Below are 25,693 nucleotides of genomic sequence, written 5' to 3' on the forward strand. Positions count from 1 at the left end.
GCCCATGAAGGCCCTCCTCCTTGCCCTGTCGCTGGCGCTGGCGGCTTCTGCAGCCCCGGCGCGAACCCTCGACACCATCAAGTCCACGGGCAAGCTCGTGGCGGCCACGGAGGGCGCGTTCGCGCCCTTCAACTTCTACGAGAAGGACAAGCTCACCGGCTTCGAGGTGGAGCTGGCCGAGGCCGTGGTGAAGAAGATGGGCTTCGCCATCGAGTGGAAGGCGGGCAACTTCGACACGCTGCTCACCGGGCTCGCGCAGAACCGCTGGGACGTGGTCATCGCTTCGCATGCGATCACGGACGAACGCGCGAAGGCGGTCACCTTCACGGCGCCGCACTATTGCTCGGGCGGCATCGTCGTCTCCAAGAATCCTTCGATCCGCAAAGGCAACGACCTCGCGGGCCGCTCGGTCGCCGTGCAGACCGGCAGCACCTACTACGAGAACGTCACCAAGCTGGGCGTGACGCGCAACGTGCGCAGCTTTCCTTCGGACGTGGACGCGCGCGCGGCCCTGGCCACGTCGCGCGTCGACGCCTGGGTGACGGACCGCTTCACGGCGATGGAGTCGGCCAAGAAGAACCCGGAGCTGAAGTTCCAGCTCGGCGACCTGCTCTTCACGGAGCGCATCGCCGCCGCCACCGAAAAGGGCAACACGGCCCTGGCCGATGCGTGGAACAAGGCCCTCGCCGCGGTGATGGCCGACGGCACCTACGCGGCCCTCGCGAAGAAGTATTTCGGCGAGGACGTGCGCTGCAAGTAGGGGCGCGGCCGTGCTGCTGAGCCTGTGGCCCGCGAGCTGGCCGCGCAAGGCGCGCAGCAATGCCACGCTCGTCGCCGCGGCCGTGGCCCTGGTCGCTGCACTTTGGGCGCTGGGTGCCCTGCTCTCGCTCTTTCCCGGGTCGATCGGCTCGAACGCGGCGCAGTTCGCGCAAGGTGCGCGCATGACGCTGTGGCTCACGGTGGTGTCCGGCGCCATCGGCCTGTTGTTGGGGCTCGTCGCGGCGCTCGCCCGCAGCTCGCGCAAGCCGCTACCCAGCCACCTGGCCGCCGTGTACATCTGGCTCATCCGCGGCACGCCGCTGCTGGTGCAGATCCTGTTCGTCTACTTCGCGCTGCCGGTGCTCGTGCCCGGGCTCGAACTGCCGGAGTTCGCCGCAGCCGTCGTCGCGCTCGCCCTCAACGTTGGCGCGTACAACGCCGAAGCCATCCGGGGCGCTTTGCTGGCCGTGCCGCAAGGCCAGCGGGACGCAGCCGTGGCGCTGGGGATGCGCCCGGTGCAGGTGCTGGCGGGCGTCGTCCTGCCGCAGGCCCTGCGGGTGGCCCTGCCGGCCCTGGCCTCCAACGTCGTCGCCCTGCTGAAGGACTCGTCCCTGGCCTTCGCCATCGGCGTCGTGGAGCTCACCAACGTGGGCAACCGCATCCAGGCCGTCACCTTCCAGCCGGTGCCCACCCTGGCCACCGTGGCCTGCATCTACCTGCTCCTGACCACCCTCCTCACCCAGTTCTCCGGGGCCCTGGAGCACCGCCTGGAGCGGGACCGGCTATAATCGTGGGCTTTTCAGCGGAAAGTACTCCAGGCGGTCTGGGGCGGCTCCCGCAGCGACCCAGAGGTATCCATGAAAGAAGGCATCCACCCCAACTACCGCGAAGTGCTCTTCGTGGACCTGTCCAACGGCTTCAAGTTCGTCACGCGCTCCTGCGTGGCCACCCGCGAGACCGGCAAGACCGACGACGGCCGCGAGCTGCCGCTGTACAAGCTGGACACCTCCAGCGAGTCGCACCCCTTCTACACCGGCACGCAGAAGTCCGTGAACGACATGGGCGGCCGCGTCGAGAAGTTCCGCAACAAGTTCGGCAAGAAGAAGTAAACCGCTTCTTTCGCAGCGAACAGACAAAGGGCAGCTTTCGGGCTGCCCTTTTGCATTGCGTAGACTCCAGCGCGTGAACCAGCCCACCCCCGCCATCGTTGCCCAGGACGCCGTGCGCCGCCTGCCGCGCTGGGCGCTGCTGGTGTTCTGCGCGGCGTACGTCGTGGCGGGCTTCGTGGGCCGCGAGCCGTGGAAGAGCGCGGACATGACCACGCTGGGCTACATCTTCGAGCTGGCGCAGGGCAACAGCTCGTGGCTGTCGCCCACGCTGGCCGGCGTGCCGCCCGAGTTCGATGCGCTGCTGCCCTATTGGCTGGGCGCGTGGGCGATGCAGTTGGGGGGCGGCTGGTTGCCACTGGACTTCGCGGCACGCATCCCGTTCGCGCTGCTGCTCGTGCTGACCCTCGTGGCCACCTGGTACGGCGTCTATTCGCTCGCACGCAGCCCCGGTGCGCAGCCGGTGCCTTTTGCCTTCGGCGGCGAGGCGCTACCCACCGACTACGCGCGCGCAATGGCCGACGGCGGCCTGCTTGCCCTCGTGGCCTGCCTCGGCCTCGCGCAGCTGTCGCACGAGACGACGCCCTCGCTCGCGCAACTGGCGTTCACCGCCCTCACCTTCTATGGGCTCGCCGCGATGCCGTACCGCCGCGCGCTGGCGGGCGGCGCCACGCTCGCGGGCCTTGCCGGCCTGGCGCTGAGTGGCGCGCCAACTCTTGCGATGCTCTTCGCAGCCGGCGGCGCCGTGGTCACGCTGCTGGACCCGCCGGCCGACGCGGAGGGCCAGACCCACCCGATGCGCTGGGCCGCCTTCATCGTGGTGGCGGCGCTGGCCGTGGCGTTGCTGGCATGGGTGCTCGACGCCTGGCGCTGGCGCATCGGCATCGTCGCCGACGGCTGGCAACCACGCGCGCAACTGCGCCTCATCGCGTGGTTCACCTGGCCCGCGTGGCCGCTGGCGCTGTGGACGCTCTGGCGCTGGCGCATGCGGCTCGTGAGCCGCCACGTCGCGCTGCCGTTGTGGTTCGCCGTCGTCGCGCTCGCGAGCGCGTCCACCACCTCGGTCTCCGACCGCTCGCTGCTGCTGGGCCTGCCCGCCTTCGCCACGCTCGCCGCCTTCGCCCTGCCGACGTTCAAGCGCGCCGTCTCCGCGCTCATCGACTGGTTCACCCTGCTCTTCTTCAGCGGCTGCGCGCTCGTGATCTGGGTGGTGTGGATCTCGATGATGACCGGTGTGCCGCCCAAGCCCGCGGCGAACGTCGCGAGGCTCGCACCCGGATTCACGCCGACGTTCCAGCTCGTGGCGTTCATCGCGGCCCTGGTGGGCACGATCGCATGGGCCTGGCTGGTGCAGTGGCGCGCCGGGCGCCACCGCGCGGCGATCTGGAAGAGCCTGGTGCTGCCCGCGGGCGGCATGGCGCTGTGCTGGCTGCTGGTGATGACCCTGTGGCTGCCCGCGCTGGACTATGCGCGCAGCTACGTGCCCATCGTTCGCACCGTGCAGGACCACATGAAGGACGGCGGCTGCGTGGAGGTGTTCGGCCTCAACCGCGGCCAGCTCGCGGCGCTGCGCTACCACGGCCGCATGGAGCTGCGCAACGCGGGCCGCACGCCGCAGTGCCCGTGGCTCGTGGTGTCGCAGGACTACACCGCGTTGGTGCCCTTGAACCTGGGGCCCGGCTGGGAGACGCTCGCCACGGTGCGCCGGCCAACCGACAACAACGACAACCTGCACCTGTTCCGGCGCAAGGGCAGCTAGATGTCCGAACTCAGGACCATCGCCCGCCATGCGGGTACGGTGCTCGTCGGCCAGCTGGCCGTCATGGCCTACGGCATCGCGGACACCATCGTCGCGGGCCGCTACTCCCAACAGGCACTCGCGGCCTTGTCGGTGGGCTCGGCGGTCTACATCACCGTGTTCGTCGCCTTCATCGGCGTGCTGCAGGCGCTGCTGCCCGCGTGGGCGGAGCTGCATGGCGCATCGGCCGGCGCCGCGCTCGGGCGCTCGGTGCGGCAGTCCCTCTACCTCGTGGGCGCGGGCTCGGCGGTGGGCGTCGTGTGCCTGCTGTTCCCCGGCCCGCTGCTCACGTGGACCGAAGTGCCCGAGCAGCTGCAGGGCGACGTGCGCGCCTACCTGTCGATGCTCACGCTGGCGCTGCCGGCGGCGCTGGCCTTCCGCGCGTTCAGCACGCTGAACCAGAGCCTGGGCCGCCCGAAACTCATCACCTGGCTGCAGCTGATGTCGCTGGCGCTGAAGGTGCCGCTGTCGATCTGGTTCGCCTTCGGCGGCCTCGGCGTGCCCGCGATGGGCGTGCAGGGCTGCGCGCTGGCGAGCGTGCTGGTGTTCTGGGTGCTGGTGGGCATGGCGATCTGGCTGCTGCGCACGCAGGACCTGTACACGCCCTACGCGATCTGGAAGCGCATCGAGCCGCCGCACGGGCCCACGCTGGCCGACTTCGCGCGGCTGGGCATCCCGTCCGGCCTGTCGGTGCTGGTGGAGGTGACCTCGTTCACGCTCATGGCGCTCTTCATCGCGCGCCAGGGCACCACCGCCGCCGCGGCGCACCAGGTCACGTCCAACGTCGCAGCGGTGATGTTCATGATGCCGCTGTCGCTGGCCATCGCCACCAGCGCGCGCGTGAGCTACTGGCTCGGTGCGGGTGACCCGAAACTGGCGCGCCACGCGATCCGCACCGGCCTGAAGGCCGGCGCGGTGATGATGGTCACCTACTCGACGCTGCTCTTCCTCGCGCGCGAGCGCATCGCGCACATCTACAGCACCGACCCCGAGGTGGTGGCCGTGGCCATCGGGCTGCTCGGCTGGCTCGCGCTCTTCCACCTGGGCGATGCGACGCAGGGGCTCATCGTGTTCATCCTGCGCTCCTACCGCGTGACGCTCGCGCCGCTCGTGGCCTACAGCGTGCTGCTGTGGGGCGTGGGACTGGGCGGCGGCTTCCTGCTCGCGTACCGGGGCATCGGGCCCTGGCCGGCGATGCAGTCGCCCGCGGCCTTCTGGATCGCGGCGACGGTGTCGCTCGCGCTGCTCGCGCTGATCCTGCCGCCGATCCTGTGGCGGGCGGTGCGGCGGTACCGGCCGGCTTGAGCGCCGCGCGTCGCCGCCCTTGATGGCTGTCAAGGTGCGCTGAGGCGTCCGGGCGCCCAATGGAAGGGCCATGTTCGAATCCGCCGAGATCGGCCACCAGGTCGCGAAGAAGGAGTACAAGGCGCGCGAGCCGAAGCTGCGTTCCGACCTCCTCGACGCGCAATACGCGCTGCTCGCCAAGGCGAAGCGGCCGGTCGTCGTGCTCGTCAACGGCGTGGACGGCGCCGGCAAGGGCGAGACTGTGAACCTCTTCAACGAGTGGATGGACCCGCGCCACGTGCGCACCGAGGCGTTCGGGCCGATGAACGACATCGAGCGCGAACGGCCCGAGATGTGGCGCTTCTGGCAGGTGCTGCCCCCGAAGGGGCGCGTGGGCATCCTGTTCGGCTCCTGGTACACCGACCCCATCCTGTCGCACGTGATGGGCCACGAGAAGAAGGCCCGCTTCGCGCAGCGGCTGGAGGGCATCCGCCACTTCGAGCGCATGCTGGTGGCCGAAGGCGCGGTGCTCGTCAAGCTGTGGTTCCACCTCTCCAAGGCCGCTGCGAAGGAGCGCTTCCGCGCGCTCGAGCGCGACCTGAAGAACGCCTGGCGCGTCACGAAGGACGACTGGGAGCGCTTCCAGCACTACGACGAGTTCGTGGCGGTGTCCGAGGAAGCGCTGCGCAAGACGAGCACGGGCGACGCGCCGTGGGTGGTCGTGGAGGGCTCGGACCCGGCCTACCGCTCGCTCACGGCCGGCCAGCACCTGCTGGAGGCGCTGCGCTCGGCGGCCGGCGACACGCCGCCGCCGTCCACGGGCGTGGCGGTCGCGGCGGACGCCGTCGACGGCCGCACGCTGCTCGGCGCGTTCGACTACACGCGCGCCCTCTCTCGCAAGAAATACGAGGAGCAGCTGGAGACGCAGCAGGCCCGGCTGGCGAAACTCAGCCGCGACCCGCGCTTCGCCGCACGCTCGGTCGTGCTCGTGTTCGAAGGCATGGACGCGGCCGGCAAGGGCAGCACCATCCGCCGCCTCACGCAGGCGCTGGACGCGCGCCACTACCGCGTCGTGCCCATCGCCGCGCCCACCGACGAGGAGCGCGCGCAGCCCTATTTGTGGCGCTTCTGGCGGCACGTGCCGCGGCACGGCCACGTCACGGTGTTCGACCGCTCGTGGTATGGCCGCGTGCTGGTGGAGCGCGTCGAGAAGTTCTGCCCCGACGGCGACTGGATGCGCGCCTACGACGAGATCAACGGCTTCGAGGACCAGCTGGTGCAGGCCGGCGCCGTCGTCGTGAAGTTCTGGATGGCGATCACGCCCGCCGAGCAGCTGCGCCGCTTCGACGAGCGCAAGGCCACGCCGCACAAGCAGTTCAAGATCACCGACGAGGACTGGCGCAACCGCAAGAAGTGGCCGCTGTACGAGCGCGCGGTGGGCGACATGGTGGACCGCACCTCGACCGAGGTCGCCCCGTGGCACGTGGTGGCGTCCGACGACAAGCTGTTCGCGCGCATCGAGGTGCTGCGTACGCTGTGCGACCGCATCGAGGAGGCGCTGCGCCGGCAAGCGCACCCGGGCCGCAGGTGACGCTGCCGGGATCGCCATGAGGCTGCCATGAACCTGCTGGACGCCGCGTCGGGCGGCCGGCGCGAGATGCTGGCGCTGCTCGCGGGGCTCGTGGTCGTGGCCGTCGTGTTCCGCCTTCTGCGGCCGGCGGAGCGGCGATCCCTGCGCGTGGTGTGGATCGAAATCGCGCTGGCCGCCGCTGCGCACGTCGCGGCCGGCATCGCCGATGCGAGCGACGCGTTCCGGCAGGCGATGGCCGGCGCCGCCCTCATGCTCGCGGGCCTCGCGGCGATCCAGCTCGCGGCCTTGTGCTTCTTCCGCGGCCTGCTGCCCCTGGTGCGCCTGAACGCGCCGCGCATCGCGCAGGACCTCTCCGTCATCGGGTTGTCCATCGCGTGGTGCCTCGTGTGGCTGCGCCTCGCTGGCGTGGACCCCTCGCAGGTGCTCACCACCTCCGCGCTGATCACGGCCGTGGTGGCCTTCTCGATGCAGGACACGCTGGGCAACGTGCTCGGCGGGGTGGCGCTGCAGCTGGACAACTCGCTGCGCGTGGGCGACTGGGTGCGGGTGGACGACGTGAGCGGGCGCGTGGCCGACGTGCGCTGGCGCTACACCGCCATCGAGACGCGCGGCCGCGAGCTGGTGGTGGTGCCCAACAGCTGGCTGATGAAGAACCGCTTCACCGTCATCCGCAAGCCGGCCGAGGGCCCGCTCGCGTGGCGCCGCGCGCTCAACTTCAACGTGGACCACGAGGCCGCGCCGCACGCGGTGCGGGCCGCGCTGGAACACGCGGTGGTCGACGCCGAGATCGACCACGTGCTGCGCGAGCCGCCGCCCAGCGCCATCCTGGCCGACGTGCTGCCCGGTTACCACCGCTACACGCTGCGCTACTGGCTGGCCGACCCGCAGTTCGACGACCCGACCGATTCCGCCGTGCGCATGCACGCGCTGGCGGCGCTGGCGCGCGCGGGCATCCGCCCGGGCATGCCGGTCGAGGAGCGGCTCACCGTCAAGGAGAACGAGACCTTTCACGCGGCCGCGGAGAAGCGCGAGCTGGCGCGGCGGCTGCATGCGATCCGCAACACCGAGCTGTTCGCGGGCCTCGGCGAGGCGGAGCAGGCGCAGCTGGCGGAGCACCTCGTGCATGCGCCCTTCGCGCCCGGCGACGTCATGACGCGCCAGGGCGCCGTCGCGCACTGGCTGTACCTCATCACCGCCGGCGAGGCACGCGTCGTGGTGGAGTCGGCGCAGGGCCCGGTGGCGGTGGGCAACCTGCGCGGCGGCGACGTCTTCGGCGAGCTGGGCATGCTCACCGGCGAGCCGCGGCGCGCCACGGTGATCGCGCAGACGGCGGTGGAGTGCTACCGGCTGGACAAGGAAGGCTTCGCGCAGTTGCTGCAGGCGAGGCCGGAGGTGGCGACGGTCGTTGCGGCGATTGCCGAGAAGCGCCTTGCGCAGACCGGCAACCGCGTCGCCGCGGCCGACGCGGCCGCGCAGCACGAGGACCTGCTCACGCGCATCCTGAGCTTCTTCTCGCTCACGCCGGCCTGAGCCGCTTCTTCGGGGCGACGTCCCCGTGCAGCGCCATCAGCGCGGCCTGCGCGCCCGGCCCCTTGTGCTTCGCATGCGCATCAACGCGGACATACGTGCCGTCCGGGCGCATGTCCCATGCGTCGAGGCGGTCCTGCAGGTAGGGCACGAGGCACTCGTCGACGATGCGCCGGCGCAGCAGCGGGTCGGCCACGGGCCACGCCAGCTCCACCCGCCGCAGCATGTTGCGGTTCATCCAGTCGGCGCTGGAGAGGAACACATCCTCCTCGTCGCCGCGGCGGAAGTAGAAGATGCGCGTGTGCTCCAGGAAGCGCCCGACCACCGAGCGCACGCGCACGTTGCCGGTCACGCCCGGCACCTGCGCGGGCAGCATGCACGCGCCGCGCACGACGAGGTCGATCTTCGCGCCCGCCTGCGACGCGCGCACGAGGGCCAGCATCAGCGGCTCGTCGGTCAGCGCGTTCATCTTCAGCACGATGCGGGCCGGCCGGCCCGAGCGGGCCGCATCGGCCACCTCGTCCACCTTGTCGATGAGGCGGCGCTGCAGCTGGAACGGCGCCACCCAGGCGCGGGCCAGGCGCGGCAGCCGGCTCTGGCTGGCCAGGTGGACGAACAGGTGCTCGACGTCGCGCGTGAGCTGCGCATCGGCCGTGAAGTAGCCGATGTCGGTGTACTGCTTCGCCGTCGCCGGGTTGTAGTTGCCGGTCGACAGGTGCGCGTAGCGCCGCAGCGCGCGGCCCTCGCGGCGCGTCACGAGCAGCATCTTCGCGTGCGTCTTGAGGCCGACCACGCCGTAGACCACCTGCGCGCCCACGGACTCGAGCTTTTCGGTCCAGTCGATGTTGGCCTCCTCGTCGAAGCGGGCCTTCAGCTCGACGACGGCGGTCACCTCCTTGCCGCGCGATACCGCCTCGCGCAGCAGGTCCAGCATCACCGGGTCGCTGCCCGCGCGGTAGATCGTCAGGCGAATGGCGAGCACCTGCGGGTCGTCGACCGCTTCGCGCAGGAAGCCGGTGACGGCATCGAAGCGCTCGAACGGCAGGTGCAGCAGCACGTCGCCGCGGCGCAGCCGCTCGAACCACGGGCCGCCCGCTGCGGCCGGCGGCGGCCGGTACGGCGGGAAGACGAGGCGCGGCGCATCGACCATCGCCAGCAGCCCCTGCAGCCGCACGAGGTTGACGGGGCCGTGGACACGGTAGAGCGCCGCGGGCGACAGGCCGAACTGCTCGAGCAGGAACGCGGCGAGCGGCTCGGAGCAGCCGGCGGAGACCTCGAGCCGCACCGCCTCGCCGTAGTGCCGGTGCCGCAGCCCGATGCGCAGCGCGCTGCGCAGGTCGCGCACCTCGTCCTCGTCCACGGCGAGGTCCGAGTGGCGCGTCACGCGGAACTGCGAGAACTCGACGATGCGCCGCCCCGGGAACAGCGTGCCCAGGCTCGCGCGGATCACGCTGGAGAGCAGCACGAACAGCGCCTTGCCGCCGCTTACCCGCGGGGGCATGCGGATGACGCGGGCCAGCACGCGCGGCACCTTGACGATCGCCACCTCGTTCTCGCGCCCGAAGGCGTCGCGCCCGTCCAGCCGCACGATGAAGTTGAGCGACTTGTTCGCCACCTGCGGGAACGGGTGCGCAGGGTCCAGCCCCACCGGCACCAGCAGCGGCCGGACCTCGCGCGCGAAGTAGTCCTGCACCCAGCGGCGCTGCGCGGGGGTGCGCTCGCTGTGCGACACGATCGCGATGCCGCGGCGGCGCAGCGCCGGCATCAGCTCGTCGTTGTAGACGGCGTACTGGTTGCGCACCAGGCGGTGCACGGCCGCGGCGAGCCGCTCCAGGCCTTCGTCCGCGCCTGCGTCGCCCGCGCGGGCGCGCACCTCGAAGAACTCGTCGAGGTTGGATGACACGATGCACAGGAACCGCAGGCGTTCGAGCAGCGGCACCTCGGCGCGGCGCGCGAGGTCGAGCACGCGCTCGTTGAACGCGATGAGGCTGTGGTCGCGGTCGAGGAAGGCCAGACGCGGCGGCAGCTCGCGCGCGCGGGCGGCGGCCGTCACAGGGTGAAGGGCGGCTGAAGCGGTCTGGCCGGGCAGCAGGGTCATGGCGGCGGTACGGTCGGTCGGCGCCGGGCATGCGGACGCTACCTTGACCATACGGGCTGCCGCAGCGCCGCGGGCGGGCCGCCGCGCGCGGTTCCTGATGGCCGTCAAGTCCTGCGTCCGGCGGCCGGTGGAAAGCCGTCGCGGATACCAGCAGCCGGTCTTCAGCCCGCCGCGGGTTCCGTCGCCGCCGGCTGCGCGAAGTTCGCCGATGGCCGCAGCCGCGCCGCCGGGAACACGATGGCGAACGTCGAGCCCGCGCCCACCGCGCTGTCGATGCGCAGCTCCGCGCCATGCCGCTGCACGACGTGCTTCACGATCGCCAGCCCGAGCCCGGTGCCGCCGGTCTCGCGCGAACGGCTGCGGTCGACGCGGTAGAAGCGCTCGGTGAGGCGTGGGATGTGTTCCGGCGCGATACCGGGCCCCGTGTCGCGCACCGCGAGTTCCAGCCGGCCGTCGTCGAGGCGGCGCGCCGCGACCACCACCTCGCCGCCCGAGGGCGTGTAGCGCACCGCGTTGCTCACGAGGTTGGACAGCGCGCTGAGCAGCTCCGTCGGCGAGCCCGACACCTCCACGGCAGGCGGGGGCGCGAATGTGATCTCGAGCCGCTTGCCCATGGCCTTGGCCAGGCTGCGCGCGTCGTACTCGCACTGCGCGAGCAGGCTGCCGACGGCGCTCCACTCCGCCGCCCCCGGCGGCGGGCTGCCTTCCAGCCGGGACAGCGTGAGCAGGTCGTTCACCAGGCTTTGCATGCGCTGCGCCTGCTGGGCCATCATCTGCAGGTAACGCTGCCGCTCGTCCTGCGGCAGGTCGATGCTCTGCAGCGTCTCCACGAAGCCGGCCAGTACCGTCAGCGGCGTGCGGATCTCGTGCGAGACGTTCGCCACGAAATCGCGCCGCATCGTATCGGCCTGCTCCACCGCCGTCACGTCGCGCGACAGCATCAGCTTGCGGCCTTCGCCATACGGGTGCAGGTGCACGGCGATGCGCACCGGCCGCAGCGACGACGTCCCGGCGCCTTGCAGCGTCACCTCGTGCGAGTAGTTGCCGCCCGCGTAGTAGCTGCTGAAGGCAGGGTCGCGCACGAGGTTGCCGATCAGCTGCTGCAGGTCGCGGTCGGGGTCGAAGCCGAAGTGCTGCGCCGCCGTGTGGTTGCACCATTCGATGCGGCCGTCCGCATCCAGCAGCACCACGCCGTTGGGGGAAGCCTGGATCGCCGAGAGGAACTCCTGCAGGCGCTGCCCGGCCTCGGCCGCCTGCGCGTCGCGGGCGCGAAGCACACGCCGCACGCGGTCTGCCACCTGGCCCCACACGCCGCTGCCGGGCGTGGCGCCGGCCGGCGCGCCACGGCGCAGCCAGTTCACCACTTGCGTGGCGCGCGCGAGGTCGATGCCGAACCAGAGCAGGCTGCCGCCCGCCAGTCCCGCGGCCGCGCCCGCTTCGTGGCCCAGCGCCCAGCCGAGCACACCGCCCGAAGACAGGCAAAGCAGGAAACTCGCGATCCGCCAGAACATGGGTCAGCGAAGCATCCGCCCCGCAGTCAGGCCGCCGCGGGGAACTGCGCGTGCGCGGTGAACCGGTAGCCGGCGCCGCGCACCGTCTCGACCATCGCGCCGGCGACGCCCAGCGACTCGCGCAGGCGCTTGACGTGCACGTCCACCGTGCGCTCCTCGATGTACACGTGATCGCCCCACACCTTGTCCAGCAGCTGCTGGCGGCTGTGCACGCGCTCGGGATGTTTCATGAGGTAGTGCAGCAGCTTGAACTCCGTGGGGCCGAGCTTGAGCGGCTTGTCCTTCCAGGTCACGCGGTGCGTGCCCGCGTCGAGCGTCAGGCCGGCGATGGTGACCGAGTCGCTCACCTGCTCCGGCGCGCGCCGGCGCAGCACGGCGCGGATGCGCGCCAGCAGCTCCTGCGTGGAGAACGGCTTGGTGATGTAGTCGTCGGCGCCGGCGTCGAGCCCCTGCACCTTGTCCGGCTCGTCACCGCGGGCGGTGAGCATCAGGATGGGGACGCCTTTCGTCCGCGCGTCGGCGCGCCACTTGCGCGCGAGCACGAGACCGCTTTGGCCGGGCAGCATCCAGTCCAGCAGGATGGCGTCGGGCAGGACCGCGTCCAGCTCGCGTTGCGCCGCCTCGCCGTCCTCCGCCCACACCGGCGCGAAGCCGTTGTGGCGCAGGTTGACGGCGATCAGCTCCGCGATCGCGGGTTCGTCTTCGACGATGAGGACGCGCGGCTGGTTCTTCATTTCACCGACGACTCGATCTGCTCCAACGGGCGGTGGCGCACGTCGTCGCCCTTGACGACGTAGATGATGAATTCCGCGATGTTCTTCGCGTGGTCGCCGATGCGCTCGATGGCCTTGGCCAGGAACAGCAGGTCCAGGCTGGCGGAGATCGTGCGCGGGTCTTCCATCATGTAGGTGATCAGCTTGCGCACGAAGCCGTCGAACTCCTCGTCGATGGCGTCGTCGTCCTTCATGATGGCCAGCGCCCCCGCGGTGTCCAGGCGGGCGAAGGCGTCCAGCGCCTTGCGCAGCTGCCCGGAGGCGAGGTCCGCCGCCACGCGCAGCTCGGTGGAAGGCAGCGCCCGGATGGCGCCGCTCTTCTCGATGATCCGTTGCACCATGCGCGCGATCTTCTCGGCCTCGTCGCCGACACGCTCGAGGTTCGCGGTAGTCTTGGAGATGGCCATCAGGAGGCGCAGGTCGCGCGCGGTGGGCTGGCGCCGGCCGATGATGGAGGCGAGCTCGCGGTCGATATCGACCTCCATCGCGTTGACGCGCGCCTCGATCTCGATCACCTGCGCCGCGGCCTCCGCGTTGTACTGCAGCAGGGCGTAGACGGCCTGCCGGATCTGCGATTCGACGAGGCCGCCGAGCTCCATCACGCGGGAGGACACCGCGTTGAGCTCGCTGTCGAATTGGGTCGAGAGGTGCTTGTCGGGCATGTGCTCTCCTCGTTCAGCCGAAGCGGCCCGTGATGTAGTCTTCGGTCTCGCGCCGCTTGGGCTTGAAGAATATCTGCTCGGTCTCGCCCACTTCCACGAGGTCGCCGAGGTACATGTAGGCAGTGTAGTCGCTGCAGCGGGCGGCCTGCTGCATGTTGTGCGTGACGATCACCACCGTGTAGTCGCTCTTGAGCTCCGCGATGAGCTCCTCGATCTTGCCGGTGGAGATCGGGTCCAGCGCGGAACAGGGCTCGTCCAGCAGCAGCACCTCCGGCTTGATGGCGATGCCGCGCGCGATGCACAGCCGCTGCTGCTGCCCGCCCGAGAGGCCCGAGCCGCTCTGGTCCAGCTTGTCCTTCACCTCGTCCCACAGGGCGGCCTTGCGCAGCGCCCACTCGACGCGTTCGTCCATGTCGGCGCCCGAGAGGTTCTCGAACAGGCGCACGCCGAACGCGATGTTGTCGTAGATGGACATCGGGAAGGGCGTGGGCTTCTGGAACACCATGCCCACCTTGGCGCGGATGAGCGCGACGTCCTTGCGGCTCGTGAGCAGGTTCTCGCCGTCGAACAGGATCTCGCCCTCGGCGCGCTGCTCGGGGTACAGCTCGTACATGCGGTTGAACGTGCGCAGCAGCGTGCTCTTGCCGCAGCCGGACGGGCCGATGAAGGCCGTGACCTTCTTCTCGGGGATGTCGAGGTTGATGTTCTTGAGCGCGTGGAACTTGCCGTAGTAGAAGTTCAGGCCGCGCACCGACAGCTTGGCCGCTGCGGGGTCGGCGACGGTCATCGTGTTCATGGGAAGAGTCTCTAGAGCTTGCTGCGCGTGAACACACGCGCGAGGATGTTCAGGCCCAGCACGGCCAGCGTGATGAGGAAGACGCCCGCCCAGGCGAGCTGCTGCCAGTTCTCGTACGGGCTCATCGCGAACTTGAAGATGGTGACCGGCAGGCTGGCCATCGGCTGCGACAGGTCGGTCGTGAAGAACTGGTTGTTCAGGGCCGTGAAGAGCAGCGGTGCGGTCTCGCCGGAGATGCGCGCGACAGCGAGCAGCACGCCGGTGACGACGCCGGCACGCGCGGCGCGCAGGGTGATCTTCGTGATTACCTTCCACTTGGGCGCGCCCAGCGCGTACGCCGCTTCGCGCAGGCCCGCGGGCACGAGCGCCAGCATGTTCTCGGTCGTGCGGATGACCACCGGGATGACGATGAGCGCCAGCGACATCACGCCCGCCCAGCCGGAGAACTGCTTGTAGCGCGCGACGATCACGGCGTACACGAAGAGGCCGATCACGATCGAAGGCGCCGACAGCAGGATGTCGTTGACGAAGCGCGTCACGTTGCCCAGCCACCCCTTGGCGTCGTACTCCGCGAGGTAGATGCCCGCGAGGATGCCGATGGGCGTCCCCACGAAAGTGGCCAGCATCACCATGAGGAACGAACCCCACAAGGCGTTGGCGATGCCGCCCGGATCGTTCGGCGCCGGGGTCATCTGCGACAGCGTCGCCCACGTGATCCCGCCGATGCCCAGGCGCACGGTCTCGACGAGGATCCACACCAGCCAGAACACGCCGAAGGCCATCGCCGCCAGCGAGAGCGCCAGCGCGACCTTGTTGGTGCGTTTGCGCGAGGCGTATTTCTTCTGCGCGACAGCAGCGGCATCCGCGTCGCGGATCAGGCGCTCGCCCGTGCCCATCGGAGCCGGAGTGCTCATGACCGCGTCCCCTCGCCTTTGCGCAGGCGTGCCAGCAGCAGCTTGGACAGCGACAGCACCACGAAGGTGATGAAGAACAGCACGAGGCCCAGGTACATCAGCGCGGCCTGGTGCATGCCGGTGCCGGCTTCGGCGAACTCGTTCGCAAGCGCCGACGTGATGCTGTTCGCGGGCGCGAACAGGCTCACCGAGTCCAGCTGGTTGAAATTGCCGATGACGAACGTCACCGCCATCGTCTCGCCGAGCGCGCGGCCGAGGCCGAGCATGATGCCACCGATGACGCCGCCCTTGGTATAGGGCAGCACCACCTTGAACACCACTTCCCACGTGGTGGAGCCGAGCGCGTAGGCCGACTCCTTGAGCATGGGCGGGGTGACCTCGAACACGTCGCGCATGACCGCGGCGATGAACGGGATGATCATGATGGCGAGGATGATCCCCGCCGAGAGGATGCCGATGCCCACCGGCGGGCCGGACACGAGTGCCCCGAGCACCGGAACGCCGGCGAACAGCTTCTGCAGCGGCGTCTGCACAAACGTGGCGAGGATGGGGCCGAAGACGAGCAGCCCCCACATGCCGTAGACGATCGACGGCACGGCCGCCAGCAGCTCGATGGCCGTGCCCAGCGGCCGCTTGAGCCAGGCGGGCGACAGCTCGGTGAGGAACAGCGCGATGCCGAAGCTCACCGGAACGGCGATCACCAATGCAATGAGCGAGGTGACCAGCGTGCCGTAGATCATCACCAGCCCGCCGAACTCCTCGGCGACCGGGTCCCACACCGTGCTGGCCATGAATCCCAGGCCGTACTTCGCGATCGCCGGCCATGCGCCGACGACGAGCGAACCCAGGATGCCCAGCAGCAGGCCCAGCGTGACGAGCGCCGCGGCCCGCGCGGCCCAGCCGAAGAGCCGGTCGACGTAGGCGTTCGCGCCCGTCGAGCGGCTCATCGCCCGCGCGCCGCCGGCCGGCGGCGCCGTGAAGGAAGCTTCATGGGCGGGGAGTGTAGAGGACATGCCCTCGCCCCGTGGCTTACTTGAACGCGACGTTCTTGCCGGCCGTGTCGGTGACGGCGGTGGACCACAGCTTCTCGACCTGGCCCTTCACCGCGGCCGGCATCGGCACGTAGTCGAGGTCGTCGGCGGTCTTGTCCCCGTTCTTGTACGCCCACTCGAAGAACTTGAGCACCTGCGTGGCTTGCGCCGGCTTCTCCTGCTTCGCCTGCATCAGGATGTAGGTGGGGTTGGTGATGGGCCAGGCTTCCTTGCCGGGCTGGTCGGTGGTGATCTGGTAGAAGGTCTTGTTCCAGTCGGCACCGGCAGCGGCGGCCTTGAAGGCGGCGTCGCTCGGGTTCACCCATTGGCCGTCCTTGTTGCGCAGCTGCGCGTACGTCATCTTGTTCTGCTTGACGTAGGCGTACTCGACGTAGCCGATGGAGTTGGGCAGGCGGCCGACGAACGCGGCGACGCCCTCGTTGCCCTTGCCGCCCGCGCCGGTGGGCCAGTTCACCGCGGTGCCCTCGCCGACCTTGGCCTTCCACTCGGGATTCACCTTGGACAGGTAGTTCGTGAAGATGAAGGTGGTGCCGGAGCCGTCGGCGCGGCGCACCGGGGCGATGGCCGCGTCGGGCAGCGCCACGCCGGGGTTCAGCGCGGTGATGGCCGCGTCGTTCCACTTGGTGATCTTGCCGAGGAAGATGTCGCCCAGCACCTGGCCCGTCAGCTTGAGCTGGCCGGGGGCGATGCCCTTGATGTTGACGACCGGCACCACGCCGCCGATGACGGTGGGGAACTGCACGAGGCCCTTGGCCTTCAGCTCCTCGTCCTTCAGGGGCATGTCGGAAGCGCCGAAGTCCACGGTCCTGGCCTCGATCTGCTTCAGGCCGGCGCCGGAGCCGACGGACTGGTAGTTGATGCGCACGCCGGTGGCCTTGTTGTAGTCGGCGGCCCACTTGGCATACAGGGGCGCCGGGAAGCTGGCGCCCGCGCCGGTCACCTCCTGGGCGGCAGCGAGGCCGGTGAAGGACAGGGCGGCAAACGCGAGGGCGGCGAGTCGGAAGGTCATCTGTGACACCTTTTCAGGGTTGTGAATACTTGACCGGGACTCTAGGGAGCTTGTGTGACAGCTCCATGACACCCCCAGCCTGTCATCGATCCTTCACTCCGGTGTCACAAACCGTGCCTACGCTCGCGGCCAGCATCAACCGGAGGTAAGAAACATGTCCGCATCCCGCCTGCTCCTGCTGGCCCCCGTCCTGGCGCTCGTCGCCGCCTGCGCCACGCAGCCTGCCGCCACGCCCGTGAACGTCGCCGAAACCATCGCCCACGATCCCAGCCTCAGCACGCTGAGCACGCTGATCGCCAAGGCCGGGCTGAAGGACACGCTCGCGGCCGCGGGGCCGTACACGGTGTTCGCGCCGACCAACGACGCGTTCAAGGCCGTGCCCGCGAAGACGATGGACGAGCTGGCGGCCGACCCGGCCAGGCTGAAGGACGTGCTGAGCTACCACGTGCTGCCGGCCAAGGTGACGGCGCACGAGGTGAAGGTCGGCAACGCGAAGACCGCGCAGGGCGCGACCGTGCTGCTCGGCAAGGCCGGCGACTTCGTCACGGTCGAAGAAGCGATGGTGCAGGCCGCGGACATCGCCGCCACCAACGGCGTGGTCCACAAGGTGGACCGCGTGCTGATGCCGCCGCGCAAGTAACGCGATGCCCCGCCCCAACCTCAACCGCCGGCAGGCACTGCTGCTGGCGGGCGCCGCCGTGGCCGGCGCGCCCGCGCTCGCGCAGAAGCCCGCCGGTCGCCCGGTCACCGTGGCGCAGATCGTCGACGTCTCCGCGGCCCAGCAGGACGTGTCGAAGGATTTCCTCATCGGCTCGCGCGCGGCCTGGCAGGACATCAACTCGAAAGGCGGCGTGCGCGGCCGGCCCGTGCAGCACCTCACGCTGGAAGTGGACGGCACACCCGCATCGCTGCGGTCCGCCGTGATCCAGGTGCGGGACAACCCCGGCTGCATCCTGCTCGGCGGCACCGTCGGCGACCCCGCCGCCACCGGCGTCGCGCGCCAGCTCCAGCAGGACGGCGTGGGCATCGCGCACGTCGCGCCTTGGCTGCAGAACTCGTCGCTGGACGTCGACGACCGCACCTTCCCGATCTTCGCCGCGCGGCAGGAGCAGGTTGCGCATGCGATGAAGTCGCTCACGGCCATGGGCATGTCGGAGCTGGGCGCGGTGTACGCATCGCCGCGCGAGACGGCGCTGTATCGCGAGGATCTCGAGCGGATCGCCGCCGAGCTCAGGCTGAAGCTGCGCAGTTATGGCGGCACGACCGCCGACCTGTCGGCACTCGGCCAGTCGCTCGCCCCAGGCACCCCGGCCGTGCTGCTGTTCGTGGGCGGCACGCCCGAGCTGGCGCAGTTCACGCAAGGCCTGGAGAAGCAGCAGCGCCAGCGCTACCTCATCGCGCTCGCCGACGTGAACCTGCAGACCCTGATGCAGATGGGCGCCGCGCGCAACACGCCCGTCATCGCCACGCAGGCCGTGCCGATGGTGACGGCGAGCCTGCCCATCGTGCGCCAGTACCGCGACGCGCTGTCCCGCCTCTTCGACGAACCGCCGACCGCGTTGAGCCTGGCCGGCTTCGTCGCGGCGCGCTACGCGTACGACGTGCTGCACGACGTGGCCGGCGAGCCCACGCGGCAGAACGTGCTGGCCGCCTTCCAGCGGCGCACGCCGCAAGACATCGGCGGCTACCGTGTGGCCTACGACCCGCGCCGGCGCAGCGCCACGTACGTCACGCAGAGCATGCTGACGACCGACGGGCGGGTCGTCGGTTGAGAGCCGCCGCGCGCGTGCGGGGCCGGTGCTATGCTGGTCCCGCCGTCCGCCCGCCCGCCCGCATGCCCAACGGAACCCTCCTCGCCGCCGTCGACCTCGGCTCCAACAGTTTCCGGCTGGAGATCGGGCGCCACGAGCACGGGCAGGTCGGCCGCGTCGAGTACCTCAAGGAGACGGTGCGCCAGGGCAATGGGCTGGACGAGGCGCGCAACCTCACGCGCGAGGCCATGGAGCGCGGCTGGGCCTGCCTGGCGCGCTTCGCCGAGCGCCTGGCGGGCTTCAAGCGCTCGCAGGTGCGCGCCGTCGCCACGCAGACGCTGCGCGAAGCGCGCAACCGCGACGAGTTCCTCGCGCAGGCGCACAAGGTGCTCGGCTTTCCCATCGACGTGATCTCCGGCCGCGAGGAAGCGCGCCTGATCTACCAGGGCGTTGCCCACTTGCTGCCGCAGTCGGACGACCGCCGCCTCGTCGTCGACATCGGCGGCCGCTCCACAGAGCTGATCCTCGGCCAGCAGTTCGACGCGAAGGTGATGGAAAGCTACCGCGTCGGCAGCGTCGCGTGGTCGATGCGCTACTTCCCGCAAGGCGAGTTCACCGACACCGCTTTCGAGCGCGCGCTGATCGCCGCGCAGGCCGTGCTGGACGAAGCGCTCGGTGCGTACACGCCGGACCGCTGGGACGTGGCGTACGGTTCGTCGGGCACGATCGGCGCCGTCGCCGACATCCTCGCGGCGGGCGGCTTCGCGGGTGGCACGATCACGCGCGAAGGCCTCGACTGGCTGCAGCAGCGCCTGCTCGCGGCGAAGACCGCCGATCGCGTACGGCTCGACGGCCTGAAGGACGACCGCCGTCCCGTGATCGGCGGCGGCCTCACGGTGCTGCGCGCCGTGTTCGACCTGCTGCAGGTCGCCGAGATGACCCCCGCGCAGGGCGCGCTGCGCCACGGCGTGCTGTACGACCTGCTGGAGCGCGCGCAGCCCGACACCGACATCCGTGCCACGACCATCCGCCGGCTCGCCGCGAAGTTCGAGGTCGATGCCGCACAGGCCGAGCGCGTCTCCAGGACCGCGTGCCGGTTGCTCAAGCAGCTGCGCGCGGGCGATTCGCCCGACGAACTCGGGCGCCACCTGCGCAAGCTCGACTGGGCGGCGCGCGTGCACGAGATCGGCAGCCTCATCTCGCACAGCGACTGCCACAAGCACGGCGCGTACATCCTCGACAACGCCGATGCGCCGGGCTTCTCGCAGCCGGAACTGCACCGGCTGGGCCTGCTGGTGCTCGGGCACCGCGGCAAGCTCAAGAAGCTGGAAGTGGACTTCGACGACGAGGTGTTCGTGCACCAGTTGCTGGCCCTGCGCCTGGCGGTGATCCTGTGCCATGCGCGGCGCGACCCGAAAACCGACGGCGTGACGGTCGCGCCGCAAGGGCGCGAAGTGGTGATCAGGGTCAAGCCCGAATGGGCCCGCGCCTGGCCCCAGTCGGCGCACCTGCTGCGCGAGGAGGGCGTGGCCTGGCAGCGCACCCCCTGGAGCATCTCGCTTGCAACACTTCCATAATTCAACTATGATTGAATCATGGAAGAATCCGAAGTCGTCAAGGCGCTAGCCGCGCTGGCGCAGCCCGTGCGGCTGCAGCTGTTCCGGGCATTGGTCGTCACCGGCCGGCAGGGCATGACGCCCGGCACCATGGCCGAGGGGCTGGGCATCTCCGCGAGCGCCCTCTCCTTCCACCTGAAGGAGCTGGCGAACGCGGGGCTGGTGACGCAGGAGCGCGCCAGCCGCAACCTGATCTACCGCGCCGCCTTCGACCGCATGAACGGCGTGCTGCGCTACCTCACCGACAACTGCTGCCAGGGCGAGCAGTGCGCGGTGGAGCCCGCGGCCGGCGCCTGCCGCACGTGCTGAGGACCGGCATGACCACCAACGTCCTGATCCTCTGCACCCACAACTCCGCGCGCAGCGTGCTGTCGGAAGGCATGCTGAACAACTGGGCGCAAAAGCTCGGAAAGGACGTGCGTGCCTACAGCGCTGGCAGCACGCCGAGCGGGCGGCTGAATCCGTTGGCGCTGGAGTCACTGCAGAACGCCGGTATTTCCACCGACGGCTACCGCAGCAAGAGCTGGGACGAATTCACGGCGCCCGGTGCGCCGCAGATGCGGATCGTCATCACGGTCTGCGACAGGGCGGCGGCCGAACAATGCCCGTTCTGGCCCGGCAGCCCCGTCAAAGTGCATTGGGGCTACGCCGACCCCTCCAACGCCACGGGCGGCGATGAAGGCAAGCGGCTTGCCTTCGAGCTCACGCGCCAGGCGATCGGCTATCGCATGCTGCAACTACTGCAGCTGCCGCTGGCGTCCATGGGCAACGCGCAGTTGCAGGCGGCCCTCGTTGCGATCTCACGGGACTGAGTGCGATGGACCGTCCCCGCAAGTACGCCGCCGAAGCGCTCGGAACCGCCCTGCTTCTGGCCGTGGTGATCGGCTCGGGAATCATGGCCGAGCGCCTCGCCGGCGGCAACGTCGCCGTCGCGTTGTTGGCCAATACGCTGGCAACCGTCGGCGGCCTCTACATCCTCATCGAGGTGTTCGGGCCGGTGAGCGGTGCGCACTTCAATCCGGCTGTGAGCGCGGTGATGGCCGTCCGCCGTGAATTGCCGTGGAGCGACTTCGCGCCTTACGTGGCGGCGCAATTGCTCGGCGCGATGGTCGGCGCATGGCTCGCGCACGCGATGTTCGAGTTGCCCTTGCTACAGTGGTCCGCCAAGGCGCGCACCGGCTGGGGCCAGTGGATCGCGGAAGCCGTTGCCACCGCGGGCCTGCTGCTCGTCATCCTTCGCGCGCCCGCCGGCCGGGCCAGCGCGATGGTGGCGGCCTTCATCGGCAGCGCCTACTGGTTCACCGCCTCCACATCCTTCGCCAACCCGGCAGCCGCTTTCGGGCGCATGTTCAGCGACACCTTTGCCGGCATCTCACCCGCGAGCGTACCCGGCTTCGTCGCCGCGCAGCTCGCCGGCGCCGCGATCGGCTTCGCCATCCACGCCTTCCTCGAACCGCGGCTGCATCCTCGCGGCCATCCGAACGTCATCGAAGCTTCCGGGGCCACCGAGGAGGCCCCGTAACGCCACCGGAAAGGAAACCCATGTCTCCCAGCAACACGCCGCTGCCCGTGGCGGTGATCGGCGCCGGCCCTGTCGGCCTCGCCGCGGCCGCGCGGCTCGTTGAACGCCGCATCGAGCCGCTGGTGCTCGAAGCCGGCGGGTCCGTCGGTGCCAACCTGCTGGCGTACGGCCATGTGCGCCTGTTCTCGCCGTGGCAATACAACGTGGACGCGGCGGTCGCTGCGCAGCTCGAGGCCACCGGCTGGCGCAAGCCGCCGGCTCGCGAGCTGCCGCTGGCGGCCGAAGTCGTGGAAGAAGTGCTGCGGCCCTACGCGGCGCTGCCGGAGATTGCGCCGCACCTGCATCTGCGCACACGAGTGACACGCATCAGCCGCGAGGGCTTCGACAAGGTGAAGACGGCGGGCCGCGAGCACGCGCCGTTCGTGATCCACGCGATCGAGGACGGCGAGGAGGTCGCCTTCCGCGCCCGCGCGGTGATCGACGCCAGCGGGACGTGGCGCACGCCCAACCCCGTCGGCGCGAGCGGGCTGCCCGCGATCGGCGAGGAGAAGCTCGCGAGCCGGGTCTTCTACGGCATCCCCGATGTGCTGGGGGCGCACAGGCAGCGTTACGCCGGCAGGCGCACGCTGGTCGTCGGCGCCGGCCACTCGGCGGCCAACGCGCTGCTCGCCCTGGCCGGCCTCGCGGGCAGCGTGCCCGGCACGCAGCTCGCATGGTCCGTGCGCAGCCCGGTGCTGCAGCGCGTGTTCGGCGGCGGCGCCGCGGATGCCCTGCCCGCCCGCGGCCGGCTTGGCAGCGACCTGCGCGCACTGCGCGACAACGGCGGGCTGGAGTTCGTGAGCGGCTTGCGCATCACGGCGCTGCGCGAAGAGCAAGGCAAGGTCACCGTCGAAGGCGTGGACGCCACCGGCAACCTCCGCGCGCTCACCGGTATCGACGAAATCATCTGCGCCACCGGCCAGCGGCCCGACCTGGACATCGCGAGCGAACTGCGGCTCAAGCTTGACCCGATGCTCGAATCCACCGAAGCGCTCGCGCCGCTCATCGACCCCAACGTGCACAGCTGCGGCACGGTGCGCGCGCATGGCCACCGCGAACTCTCGCATCCGGAGCCCGGCTTCTACACGCTGGGCGTCAAGAGCTACGGCCGCGCGCCGACGTTCCTGATGGCCACCGGCTTCGAGCAGGCGCGATCGGTCGTCGCGGCAATCGCAGGCGACATCGAAGCCGCCGACCGCGTCGAACTGGACCTGCCGGAGACCGGCGTGTGCGGCGTCGGCGCGGCCGAAGTCCAGCCCCTCGCAAAAGGTTGTCGCAGGCCGACAGTCGCCTGCTGCAGCTAGACCGACTCGGGCGCGTGCACCGCCCAGACGACGGTCTGCTCGTGCCCATCTCGCTCTCGCGTGCGCAGCCACCAGACCGAGCCCTTGCGCACGGGCACGCTGCCGGCCTCCACGGCGAGCAGGCGCGCGATCGTTTCGCCGAGCACCGGCTGATGGCCGACGACCACGACCGGCTGCTTGGCCACGGGCCACTGCGCGGCTTCGAGGATGTCGTCCGGTGTCGCATCCGGCGCCAGCTCGTCGCGGATCTTGTACTTGCGCCCGAGCGCCAGCACCGTCTGCTCGCACCGTCGCGCGGGGCTGGTGAGAATCTTCGCGCCATCCGGCAGCTGCCGGTCCAGCCACGCCGCGACGCGCGCGGCCTGTTTCTCGCCGCGCGACGTGAGCGCGCGATCCAGGTCGTCCTGCCCGTCCGCAGGGTCCTCGGCTTCCGCGTGCCGCCACAAGATCAGGTCCATCCGCCCTCCTGTCGGTCCATCAATCGCCGTTGGCCACGGCGTAGCGTGCCATCAGCGCGGCCTGGGCGCCAGGGCCCTTGGGCGCGACCGCACCCTTGACGCGCCGGTAGCGGCCGTCCGGCTGCAGATCCCAGGCGTCGCGCTCGTCGTGCAGGTACGCCACGAGGCACTCGTCGATGATGCGCTGCCGTAATTGCGGGTCCGTGACAGGCCATGCCAGTTCGACCCGCCGCAGCATGTTGCGGTTCATCCAGTCGGCGCTGGAGAGGTACAGGTGTTCCTGGCCATCGGCGCGGAAGTAGAAGACGCGCGAGTGCTCCAGGAAGCGGCCGATGATCGAGCGCACCCGGATGTTCTCGGTGAGGCCCGGCAGGCGCGCCGGCAGCATGCAGGCGCCGCGCACGATGAGGTCCACCTTCACCCCACGCGCGGCGGCGCGCACGAGCGCGTCCATCATCGGCTCATCGGTCAGCGCGTTCATCTTCAGCACGATGCGCGCGTCCTTGCCGGCCGCGGCCGCCGCGCCCGTCTGCTCGATGAGGTCGATCAGCCGCTTCTGCAGGTGGAAGGGTGCGACGAGCACGTGGTGCATCTTCGGAAGCTTGCTCTGGCTGGCCAGGTGCACGAAGACGTGTTCGACATCCGCGGTGAGCTGCGGGTCCGCCGTGAGGTGGCTCACGTCGGTGTACAGGCGCGCCGTGCTCGGGTTGTAGTTGCCGGTGGACAGGTGCGCGTAGCGCACGAGCTGGCGGCCTTCGCGCCGTGTCACCAGCAGCATCTTGGCGTGGGTCTTCAGTCCCACGACGCCGTACACCACCTGCGCGCCGATGGCCTCCAGCGCCTCGGCCCAGTTGATGTTCGCCTCCTCGTCGAAGCGCGCCTTCAGCTCGACGACGACCGTCACTTCCTTGCCCTGCCGCACGCCTTCGCGCAGCAGTCCCATCATCTCGGGTTCGTTGCCGGTGCGGTAGATGGTCTGCTTGATCGCCAGCACCTGCGGGTCGTTCACCGCTTCGCGCAGGAACGCCAGCACGCCGTCGAAACTCTCGAAGGGCTGGTGGATCAGCACGTCGCCCTGCTTCAACTGCTCGAACACGGGGCGGCCCGGTACCAGCTGCGCCGGGTAGACCGGCTTGTAAGGCGGGAACAGCAGGCGCGGCAGGTCCACCAGGTCGATCAGCTGTTGCAGGCGCACCAGGTTCACGGGCCCGTGCACTCGATAGAGCGCGGCCTCCGGCAGCTCGAACTGCTTGAGCAGGAAATTCGACAGATATTCCGAACACCCCGCCGACACTTCCAGCCGCACCGCCTGCCCGTAATGGCGCTGCTGCAGGCCCAGGCGCAGGGCGGTGCGCAGGTTGCGCACGTCTTCCTCGTCCACCGCCAGGTCGGAATGCCGCGTGACGCGGAATTGCGAGAACTGCCCCACCTCGCGGCCGGGGAACAGGATGTCGAGGTGCGCGCGGATCACGCTGGAGAGCGACACGAAAAGGATCTTCTTGCCGGACACCTTGGCGGGCATACGGATGAGGCGCGGCAGCACGCGCGGCACCTTGACGATCGCGACCTCGTTCTCGCGGCCGAACGCATCCTTGCCCGCCAGCCGCACGATGAAGTTGAGCGACTTGTTCGCCACCTGCGGGAAGGGGTGCGCGGGGTCCAGCCCGACAGGGATGAGCAGCGGCCGCACCTCGCGTTCGAAGTACTCGTGAACCCACGCGCGCTGCGCCGCGTTGCGGTCGCCATGCGACACGATCTCGATACCTTCGCGTGCGAAAGCCGGGATCAGGGCGTCGTTGTACAGCGCGTACTGCCAGTCCACCAGCTTGTGCGCGTTGGCGGAGAGCTCCTCGAGCGAGCGCACGGAGTACGCGCCCTTGGCCTCGCCGGCTGCGGCCGCCGTGAGGTGCGGCGCCGCGCGCACCTCGAAGAACTCGTCGAGGTTGGACGAAACGATGGTGAGGTAGCGCAGGCGCTCCAGCAAGGGCACGTCCTCGCGCCGCGCCCAGTCCAGCACCCGCTCGTTGAAAGCGAGGATGCTGTGGTCGCGGTCGAGGAAAGGCACCACCCGGGGCGCGCCGGCGTCACACATGTCGTGTCGGTTCAATGACGGAAGGATGACA

Annotated in this window: 24 protein-coding genes; 14 read left to right on the top strand and 10 right to left on the bottom strand. The window is 70.1% G+C overall.

The window, feature by feature from the left end:
* The first annotated feature begins 4 nt into the window (after window positions 1-4).
* From H8R02_RS19225 to H8R02_RS19255, 7 genes are all read left to right on the top strand, one after another.
* Entirely contained in the window at window positions 5-760 is a 756-nt protein-coding gene (locus H8R02_RS19225; RefSeq protein ID WP_187083097.1) for a substrate-binding periplasmic protein, read from the top strand.
* Window positions 761-770: 10 nt separating this feature from the next.
* Entirely contained in the window at window positions 771-1,547 is a 777-nt protein-coding gene (locus H8R02_RS19230) for an amino acid ABC transporter permease (protein WP_187083098.1), read from the top strand.
* A gap of 69 nt (window positions 1,548-1,616) precedes the next feature.
* A complete protein-coding gene (locus tag H8R02_RS19235) occupies window positions 1,617-1,868 on the top strand; it encodes a type B 50S ribosomal protein L31 (protein ID WP_187083099.1) in 252 nt (83 codons plus the stop codon).
* A 73-nt stretch (window positions 1,869-1,941) separates the two neighbouring features.
* Window positions 1,942-3,624, top strand: coding sequence for a hypothetical protein (locus tag H8R02_RS19240; RefSeq protein ID WP_187083100.1), 1,683 nt, complete (start codon window positions 1,942-1,944; stop codon window positions 3,622-3,624).
* Entirely contained in the window at window positions 3,625-4,968 is a 1,344-nt protein-coding gene (locus H8R02_RS19245) for an MATE family efflux transporter (RefSeq protein WP_187083101.1), read from the top strand.
* Between the two features lie 70 nt (window positions 4,969-5,038).
* Window positions 5,039-6,538, top strand: a complete 1,500-nt coding sequence (gene pap / locus H8R02_RS19250; RefSeq protein ID WP_187083102.1) for a polyphosphate:AMP phosphotransferase — start codon at window positions 5,039-5,041, stop codon at window positions 6,536-6,538.
* A gap of 27 nt (window positions 6,539-6,565) precedes the next feature.
* Window positions 6,566-8,068, top strand: coding sequence for a mechanosensitive ion channel family protein (locus H8R02_RS19255; protein WP_187083103.1), 1,503 nt, complete (start codon window positions 6,566-6,568; stop codon window positions 8,066-8,068).
* Here H8R02_RS19255 and ppk1 (H8R02_RS19260) read toward each other — a convergent pair.
* The 8 genes from ppk1 (H8R02_RS19260) to pstS all read right to left on the bottom strand — a co-directional run bounded on the left by ppk1 (H8R02_RS19260) (window position 8,055) and on the right by pstS (window position 16,880).
* A complete protein-coding gene (gene ppk1, locus H8R02_RS19260; protein ID WP_187083104.1) occupies window positions 8,055-10,163 on the bottom strand; it encodes a polyphosphate kinase 1 in 2,109 nt (702 codons plus the stop codon). The genes H8R02_RS19255 and ppk1 (H8R02_RS19260) overlap by 14 nt on opposite strands.
* A gap of 161 nt (window positions 10,164-10,324) precedes the next feature.
* Entirely contained in the window at window positions 10,325-11,674 is a 1,350-nt protein-coding gene (phoR, locus tag H8R02_RS19265; RefSeq protein ID WP_187083105.1) for a phosphate regulon sensor histidine kinase PhoR, read from the bottom strand.
* Window positions 11,675-11,700: 26 nt separating this feature from the next.
* Complete coding sequence (gene phoB / locus H8R02_RS19270; RefSeq protein WP_187083106.1) at window positions 11,701-12,408, bottom strand: phosphate regulon transcriptional regulator PhoB; 708 nt, start codon at window positions 12,406-12,408, stop codon at window positions 11,701-11,703.
* On the bottom strand, window positions 12,405-13,109 hold the full coding sequence (gene phoU / locus H8R02_RS19275; protein WP_187083107.1) for a phosphate signaling complex protein PhoU: 705 nt from the start codon (window positions 13,107-13,109) through the stop codon (window positions 12,405-12,407). The genes phoB and phoU overlap by 4 nt, the downstream gene beginning before the upstream one ends.
* 13 nt (window positions 13,110-13,122) lie before the next feature.
* Entirely contained in the window at window positions 13,123-13,905 is a 783-nt protein-coding gene (gene pstB / locus H8R02_RS19280; RefSeq protein WP_435531289.1) for a phosphate ABC transporter ATP-binding protein PstB, read from the bottom strand.
* An 11-nt stretch (window positions 13,906-13,916) separates the two neighbouring features.
* A complete protein-coding gene (gene pstA / locus H8R02_RS19285) occupies window positions 13,917-14,801 on the bottom strand; it encodes a phosphate ABC transporter permease PstA (RefSeq protein WP_187083257.1) in 885 nt (294 codons plus the stop codon).
* Window positions 14,802-14,815: 14 nt separating this feature from the next.
* Entirely contained in the window at window positions 14,816-15,832 is a 1,017-nt protein-coding gene (gene pstC / locus H8R02_RS19290; RefSeq protein WP_187083108.1) for a phosphate ABC transporter permease subunit PstC, read from the bottom strand.
* Between the two features lie 16 nt (window positions 15,833-15,848).
* Window positions 15,849-16,880, bottom strand: coding sequence for a phosphate ABC transporter substrate-binding protein PstS (gene pstS, locus H8R02_RS19295; protein WP_187083109.1), 1,032 nt, complete (start codon window positions 16,878-16,880; stop codon window positions 15,849-15,851).
* 154 nt (window positions 16,881-17,034) lie between these two features.
* On the opposite strand from pstS, the gene H8R02_RS19300 reads away from it, so the two are divergent.
* The 7 genes from H8R02_RS19300 (at window position 17,035) to H8R02_RS19330 (ending at window position 23,112) form a co-directional block, all read left to right on the top strand.
* Complete coding sequence (locus tag H8R02_RS19300) at window positions 17,035-17,520, top strand: fasciclin domain-containing protein (RefSeq protein WP_187083110.1); 486 nt, start codon at window positions 17,035-17,037, stop codon at window positions 17,518-17,520.
* 4 nt (window positions 17,521-17,524) lie between these two features.
* Window positions 17,525-18,652, top strand: coding sequence for an ABC transporter substrate-binding protein (locus H8R02_RS19305; protein ID WP_187083111.1), 1,128 nt, complete (start codon window positions 17,525-17,527; stop codon window positions 18,650-18,652).
* Between the two features lie 62 nt (window positions 18,653-18,714).
* A complete protein-coding gene (gene ppx / locus H8R02_RS19310) occupies window positions 18,715-20,208 on the top strand; it encodes an exopolyphosphatase (protein WP_187083112.1) in 1,494 nt (497 codons plus the stop codon).
* A gap of 18 nt (window positions 20,209-20,226) precedes the next feature.
* Window positions 20,227-20,556 carry an ArsR/SmtB family transcription factor gene (locus H8R02_RS19315; RefSeq protein WP_187083113.1) on the top strand — a complete coding sequence of 110 codons (330 nt, stop codon included), beginning with the start codon at window positions 20,227-20,229 and terminating at the stop codon, window positions 20,554-20,556.
* 8 nt (window positions 20,557-20,564) lie between these two features.
* On the top strand, window positions 20,565-21,059 hold the full coding sequence (locus H8R02_RS19320; RefSeq protein WP_187083114.1) for an arsenate reductase ArsC: 495 nt from the start codon (window positions 20,565-20,567) through the stop codon (window positions 21,057-21,059).
* 5 nt (window positions 21,060-21,064) lie between these two features.
* Entirely contained in the window at window positions 21,065-21,769 is a 705-nt protein-coding gene (locus H8R02_RS19325) for an aquaporin (RefSeq protein WP_187083115.1), read from the top strand.
* A gap of 20 nt (window positions 21,770-21,789) precedes the next feature.
* Window positions 21,790-23,112, top strand: coding sequence for an NAD(P)-binding domain-containing protein (locus H8R02_RS19330; RefSeq protein WP_187083116.1), 1,323 nt, complete (start codon window positions 21,790-21,792; stop codon window positions 23,110-23,112).
* Here the strand turns inward: H8R02_RS19330 and H8R02_RS19335 are convergent.
* Complete coding sequence (locus H8R02_RS19335) at window positions 23,109-23,570, bottom strand: SixA phosphatase family protein (RefSeq protein ID WP_187083117.1); 462 nt, start codon at window positions 23,568-23,570, stop codon at window positions 23,109-23,111. The genes H8R02_RS19330 and H8R02_RS19335 overlap by 4 nt on opposite strands.
* A gap of 19 nt (window positions 23,571-23,589) precedes the next feature.
* Window positions 23,590-25,662, bottom strand: coding sequence for a polyphosphate kinase 1 (gene ppk1, locus H8R02_RS19340; RefSeq protein WP_187083258.1), 2,073 nt, complete (start codon window positions 25,660-25,662; stop codon window positions 23,590-23,592).
* Between the last annotated feature and the right edge of the window lie 31 nt (window positions 25,663-25,693).

This window comes from Ramlibacter albus (genome assembly GCF_014297445.1).
Classification (GTDB): Bacteria; Pseudomonadota; Gammaproteobacteria; order Burkholderiales; family Burkholderiaceae_C; genus Ramlibacter; species Ramlibacter albus.

Coding starts and splice junctions, on each gene's coding strand:
- H8R02_RS19225 (WP_187083097.1), top strand. CDS start 5: ATGAAGGCCCTCCTCCTTGCCCTGTCGCTGGCGCTGGCGGCTTCTGCA.
- H8R02_RS19235 (WP_187083099.1), top strand. CDS start 1,617: ATGAAAGAAGGCATCCACCCCAACTACCGCGAAGTGCTCTTCGTGGAC.
- H8R02_RS19245 (WP_187083101.1), top strand. CDS start 3,625: ATGTCCGAACTCAGGACCATCGCCCGCCATGCGGGTACGGTGCTCGTC.
- pap (WP_187083102.1), top strand. CDS start 5,039: ATGTTCGAATCCGCCGAGATCGGCCACCAGGTCGCGAAGAAGGAGTAC.
- H8R02_RS19255 (WP_187083103.1), top strand. CDS start 6,566: ATGAACCTGCTGGACGCCGCGTCGGGCGGCCGGCGCGAGATGCTGGCG.
- ppk1 (WP_187083104.1), bottom strand. CDS start 10,163: ATGACCCTGCTGCCCGGCCAGACCGCTTCAGCCGCCCTTCACCCTGTG.
- phoR (WP_187083105.1), bottom strand. CDS start 11,674: ATGTTCTGGCGGATCGCGAGTTTCCTGCTTTGCCTGTCTTCGGGCGGT.
- phoB (WP_187083106.1), bottom strand. CDS start 12,408: ATGAAGAACCAGCCGCGCGTCCTCATCGTCGAAGACGAACCCGCGATC.
- phoU (WP_187083107.1), bottom strand. CDS start 13,109: ATGCCCGACAAGCACCTCTCGACCCAATTCGACAGCGAGCTCAACGCG.
- pstB (WP_435531289.1), bottom strand. CDS start 13,905: ATGAACACGATGACCGTCGCCGACCCCGCAGCGGCCAAGCTGTCGGTG.
- pstA (WP_187083257.1), bottom strand. CDS start 14,801: ATGGGCACGGGCGAGCGCCTGATCCGCGACGCGGATGCCGCTGCTGTC.
- pstC (WP_187083108.1), bottom strand. CDS start 15,832: ATGTCCTCTACACTCCCCGCCCATGAAGCTTCCTTCACGGCGCCGCCG.
- pstS (WP_187083109.1), bottom strand. CDS start 16,880: ATGACCTTCCGACTCGCCGCCCTCGCGTTTGCCGCCCTGTCCTTCACC.
- H8R02_RS19300 (WP_187083110.1), top strand. CDS start 17,035: ATGTCCGCATCCCGCCTGCTCCTGCTGGCCCCCGTCCTGGCGCTCGTC.
- H8R02_RS19305 (WP_187083111.1), top strand. CDS start 17,525: ATGCCCCGCCCCAACCTCAACCGCCGGCAGGCACTGCTGCTGGCGGGC.
- ppx (WP_187083112.1), top strand. CDS start 18,715: ATGCCCAACGGAACCCTCCTCGCCGCCGTCGACCTCGGCTCCAACAGT.
- H8R02_RS19315 (WP_187083113.1), top strand. CDS start 20,227: ATGGAAGAATCCGAAGTCGTCAAGGCGCTAGCCGCGCTGGCGCAGCCC.
- H8R02_RS19320 (WP_187083114.1), top strand. CDS start 20,565: ATGACCACCAACGTCCTGATCCTCTGCACCCACAACTCCGCGCGCAGC.
- H8R02_RS19325 (WP_187083115.1), top strand. CDS start 21,065: ATGGACCGTCCCCGCAAGTACGCCGCCGAAGCGCTCGGAACCGCCCTG.
- H8R02_RS19330 (WP_187083116.1), top strand. CDS start 21,790: ATGTCTCCCAGCAACACGCCGCTGCCCGTGGCGGTGATCGGCGCCGGC.
- H8R02_RS19335 (WP_187083117.1), bottom strand. CDS start 23,570: ATGGACCTGATCTTGTGGCGGCACGCGGAAGCCGAGGACCCTGCGGAC.
- ppk1 (WP_187083258.1), bottom strand. CDS start 25,662: ATGTGTGACGCCGGCGCGCCCCGGGTGGTGCCTTTCCTCGACCGCGAC.